The sequence below is a fragment of the Nitrosomonas communis genome, assembly GCF_900114745.1.
GTDB lineage: Bacteria > Pseudomonadota > Gammaproteobacteria > Burkholderiales > Nitrosomonadaceae > Nitrosomonas > Nitrosomonas communis_A.
In genome coordinates, this window is the sequence record NZ_FOUB01000130.1 from 1 (window position 1) to 4,272 (window position 4,272).

Below are 4,272 nucleotides of genomic sequence, written 5' to 3' on the forward strand. Positions count from 1 at the left end.
TATTCGATATCTGGTTCGCGGCGACAGAGAACTTTGAAGCGGTACTGCGTTCAGGTAAGCATTTCGTAGCGGCGTTGAAGGATAATCGGCAGATAGCGCTGACGCTGGAAGAGAAACAACAAGGCCATTTCGTCAAGGTAAGCGAACTGGCGTTATCGGATCAGCAGGCAGTGCGCGGCTGGCTGAAAGGCTTCGACCGGGAAGTACTTTTGCTACGGCGGGTCTTTACGAACAAGGACGGCAGCACCGGCATGTTGAATCTGGTTTAGAGTAGCCTCTTCTGCGAAGGTGGACAAGTAGCAGCAATCTACAAAAAACGGTGGAAAGTCGAAGCGTTCCACAAGTCGTTGAAATCCAATGCGGCGCTAGCAAAGTCGCCGACCCGGACGGTAACCACGCAAGGTAACCACGTGTTCATGTCCATTTACGCCGTATTTAAGCTGGAATGTTTGAAGATCAAGCATAAGGCCAACCATTTGCCCTGCGGGCGAAGCTATATATTAAGGCAACCCAATAGGCCTATGCGGAGTTACAAAAGTTAAAGGCTGCGTAACATCAGATCTTAAATAGCTTTAATTTTTTAGGTGTCTAGATCGATCTTTATAACTGACAGAAATGATGTCAGTAGACATGATTATACGATAAAGCGAGCCACCACTCCCACTACAACTCCCCACACTTCCAATTCATCATTTTCATGGAAACGGATAGGTGGATATGCTGGACTCTCAGTGTGCAGTTCTATCAAACCATTGCAGGCATACAGCCGCTTAACAGTATATTCATTGTTTATCACGGCCAATACGATATGCCCGTGTTTAGGTTTGATTGAGCGATCAAACACCAGCATATCGCCATTGTAGATATGGGCCCCCATCATGGAATCACCCATGATACGAAAGAAGTAGGTCGATGCTTTATTGCGTACCAGATAATCATTTATATCCAGACCTTTCTCAGCATAACCCTCTGCGGGAGATGGAAACCCAACAGGTATTCGATACCGCAATAACGGCATTGCACAAGGGGCAGAGTCAAGCTTGGCTCGATGTAAGCGGGGCAGTGTCGATTTGCTCGTATCTACCAAGGGAACGATGGTGGTCAAGACGAGTCTCTAGTACATGATGAAGTCGACAGCATAAAACACTCATTTGAAGAATAACACTGTAACAAAATGTGCGGATATTTAGTTCTGGCTTATCTACGCTCCACACTGATCAACAGCTATGTGTCCCCAGTGCCGAATATCAAACTACGTTACAAAGATTTTCAGTTCATACCGATCAAGAGAAGCATGGGATAAAAGGAGGATAAAAAATGTTTAGACGTAATATTTTTTATAATGTAGAGGAAAAAAATAGGCTGGTCATGTGTGACAATATTGTTTTAGGAGATGTCACTGAAAAAAAAGAAAAAGTTTTAGAATTATTCCATACAACCGAAGGCTGGATAGCTAGGTACACTGGAATGACCGGCTCTGGCGAGTATGTCGAGAGAGAAGAAGCTCACAATATACACGGTGAAGACATTGAAGATGTTAAAAGAAAAGCACTGGAAGTATGGGGCTCTGAACTCAAACTCGAAGATGTAAAAGTAGTAGTTCATAAATAACTAAAGAATAGCCGCCAGCAAGGCGGCTTTTTAATTAAACGAATTTATGGATCATGCTTTCAAAAAGAAAGCTTGAACAGAGGAAACAGGAGCTTGCTGCGATCAATCAGCCAACTCAAACCTAGGCTTGCACCTCTCAGTCAAATCCCAGGCGTATATCTTCAATTTCTCGAAGTCTTGCCACACCTGATCTAATCCGCTGTTGAGACTGTCCTCTGTTGCGCTGTAAAGCGTTTCAGAAATGCCTCTTTCGTCTCGTGGTTCAGATTCACTGGCGGAAAGGAGAAACACCAACGTATATAACTCTATTCTTTGCACTTTGATAACGGTCGTTTCAATGCTTTGATTTGCCGGAATACCTGGCAAAATGATTTTTTATTGTTTGTCAATGCGAATTACTTATGCAATTACACATATTTTCTAGCCATAGAATTTCAATAATTTGTTGTAGCATCAGGCGCGGTTAAGGGCTGTCTCTATTAAGAGACATCTATTCTGCAAATCATAGCCTCGCATTAACATCCATTTAATAAAGAATATTAATAATTTTGAAAGGTAGCCATGAAAAAAGGTTTATCAATGATAGCAGCTGGGTTGCTATCCATCACCGGTCTGGAGCAGGCTGAAGCACAACAAACCTACACCAGGTACGAGGCACATACGCCCCAAGGGCAGGAAGCATTAGCCTCCATGCGCAAGGCTATAACTGTATTGAAAGAGAGAGGATGTAAAGATCCTATTAGCTGGTATTACCAAGGCGCTATGCATTGGACTCCAGATGTATCGTTTGGCACTTATTTGGAACAAAATCCTTTATGTCCCTCTTATACCAAGAGTTCTCCGGCTTTATCTGCTGGCTGGGAAAATTGTGCATCGCATAATTCAACGGGTCCTAGTTCAGATATTCATTTTTTGCCTTGGCACAGAATGTTCTTAATTTATTTCGAGAGCATTATTCGCGAAGTTTCCGGTGATTCCAAATTTGCCATTCCTTATTGGAATTACGGCAGCAACTACATAATGCCGAAGGAATTCCAGGCAGCTGATGGTGGAAGCTTGTATGAAGAATCACGTCGAATTTCCCTAAATAAGGGCAAGCCGATTGATGACGTGGCTAAAGCCAGAATATCGGCATATCTTAGACAACTCAATCAGATTCATGATTATGAGACATTTAACGATCAGCTGAATCAAGGCTTGCATGGTTTTATGCATGTCTATATTGGCGGTCAAGATGGTACATTTAATCCCATTTACAACACCGTTGTAAATGATGAGTACGATCCAGGTTGTGGCAAAGGCTGTGGCATGATGGCGGAGGTGCCTAGCGCCGGCTTTGATCCCATCTTCTGGTTACACCACTCAAATGTGGATAGGCTGTACCAAAATTATTTAGTTGATAATGCCAACATCACTTTAGCTCAGCTCGAGTCAGTACAATGGCCATATAATTTTTTTAAGATAGAAAAAACCTCTAACGACTTTACCTCTGCAGAAGTAAAGTTTTCGATGCCAGAAGTGCTAGCTGATATTTCTTCGATAAACTATCAATACGACGAACGACCAAAACTTAAAGCAGCTGAAGCGGCCAAAGCTAAAGCTCCTCTATTGCATGAAAGCGTTCTAGTATCGACAAAGCCCGAGATAGAGGTAAAGCATAACAATCCAGCAAAACTACATATCAATGCACGTACCGCATTAAAACCCATGTTATTGGAAACCAGCAAATCACGCCTTATTCTGGAGGTAACCGCAAGTTATAAAGAAAGCTCCAAAGGTCACTATGATGTGTTTGTCGGTCTTCCCGCAGATATTGAACCAACCAGCAAACAAGCAATGGAAAACTATTTTGTCGGTACAATATCGTTTTTCGTCAATGATCCACAAGTGAAAGGTGGCACTCACACCTTTAGATACGACATCACTGATGAATTGGTGGCAGCTAAAATTGATTCAGAAAGCTTCGATATTTCTGTGGTCAAGACGTACGGTCCAGAAAAAGGTGTCGTAACTATAGAGAAGGTAACTTTGCAGACACTGAAATAAAACAATATAAATGTAAAAGGGGTTACAAGCGATAAACTTGTAACCTCTTTAAATTAGAGGAAGTTAATCAAGCACCTCAAATCTAGCGCAAACTGCAAATTCACTTTGCAACGCCCTTGATCTTCTCGACCATTCTGACCCCGCTCAATCCGAGCATAGCCAATACCAACTCTAGGAGGTAGTCAGTATGAATATCCGGCAGCGTCTTAAACGGCAGCTCAAATGCCTGCACAATCCAAAGCATGAAGGGTTGAGCAATGAAAGCCCAAAAGCATTCTAATACGCAGCACCATCCCAGAGCAGGGCGCCAGCCAGCCACAAAAACAGAGAAACTAGCCGCCTCAATTTTATTGATTTCACGTTGATCCGCCGCTGCTTGGTTTATTGCTTTCTGTAGATCCCCTTCCAGTTGTTCCCTAGCCCGCGCCCGTTCATTCTAATTCAGTATCAAATTAAGAACTTTATTAATGATAGTAAGCGCTCAACGGCACCACCTGTCATTCTCTCTGACTTAGTGATGTAATGAACTCCGGTGTCAGGGGTAACAATTCATCGATACGGTTATTAGGCCAGGCGGGAAGTTTAAGGAGCGTATCTTTGAGCCATTCAGATGGG

5 protein-coding genes and 1 pseudogene are annotated in these 4,272 nt (G+C 42.9%); 3 read left to right on the forward strand and 3 right to left on the reverse strand.

Features of this window, described 5'->3' with window-relative positions; genetic code table 11:
- Positions 1-269 (forward strand): annotated as a pseudogene (locus BM122_RS24610) (IS701 family transposase); the annotation flags it as partial.
- 365 nt (positions 270-634) lie between these two features.
- Here BM122_RS24610 and BM122_RS20435 read toward each other — a convergent pair.
- Positions 635-1,105 carry a LexA family protein gene (locus BM122_RS20435; RefSeq protein ID WP_218152198.1) on the reverse strand — a complete coding sequence of 157 codons (471 nt, stop codon included), beginning with the start codon at positions 1,103-1,105 and terminating at the stop codon, positions 635-637.
- A gap of 212 nt (positions 1,106-1,317) precedes the next feature.
- On the opposite strand from BM122_RS20435, the gene BM122_RS20440 reads away from it, so the two are divergent.
- Together BM122_RS20440 and BM122_RS20450 are read left to right on the forward strand one after the other, a co-directional pair.
- Positions 1,318-1,611 (forward strand): hypothetical protein, encoded by a 294-nt coding sequence (locus BM122_RS20440; protein WP_074907417.1) that lies wholly within the window; start codon positions 1,318-1,320, stop codon positions 1,609-1,611.
- A 561-nt stretch (positions 1,612-2,172) separates the two neighbouring features.
- Entirely contained in the window at positions 2,173-3,657 is a 1,485-nt protein-coding gene (locus BM122_RS20450) for a tyrosinase family protein (RefSeq protein WP_074907420.1), read from the forward strand.
- 100 nt (positions 3,658-3,757) lie between these two features.
- Here the strand turns inward: BM122_RS20450 and BM122_RS26435 are convergent, their stop codons facing one another.
- Both BM122_RS26435 and BM122_RS22920 read right to left on the reverse strand, forming a co-directional pair.
- The gene (locus BM122_RS26435; RefSeq protein ID WP_083398637.1) at positions 3,758-4,066 is read right to left on the reverse strand and encodes a 3TM-type holin; all 309 of its coding nucleotides are present in this window, start codon (positions 4,064-4,066) and stop codon (positions 3,758-3,760) included.
- An 88-nt stretch (positions 4,067-4,154) separates the two neighbouring features.
- The coding region (locus BM122_RS22920; protein WP_143083577.1) for a transposase domain-containing protein at positions 4,155-4,272 on the reverse strand (118 nt) is incomplete at its 5' end.

Bases quoted from the DNA above. Each gene is read 5' to 3' on its own strand.
- BM122_RS20450 (WP_074907420.1), top strand. From the start codon at position 2,173: ATGAAAAAAGGTTTATCAATGATAGCAGCTGGGTTGCTATCCATCACC.
- BM122_RS20440 (WP_074907417.1), top strand. From the start codon at position 1,318: ATGTTTAGACGTAATATTTTTTATAATGTAGAGGAAAAAAATAGGCTG.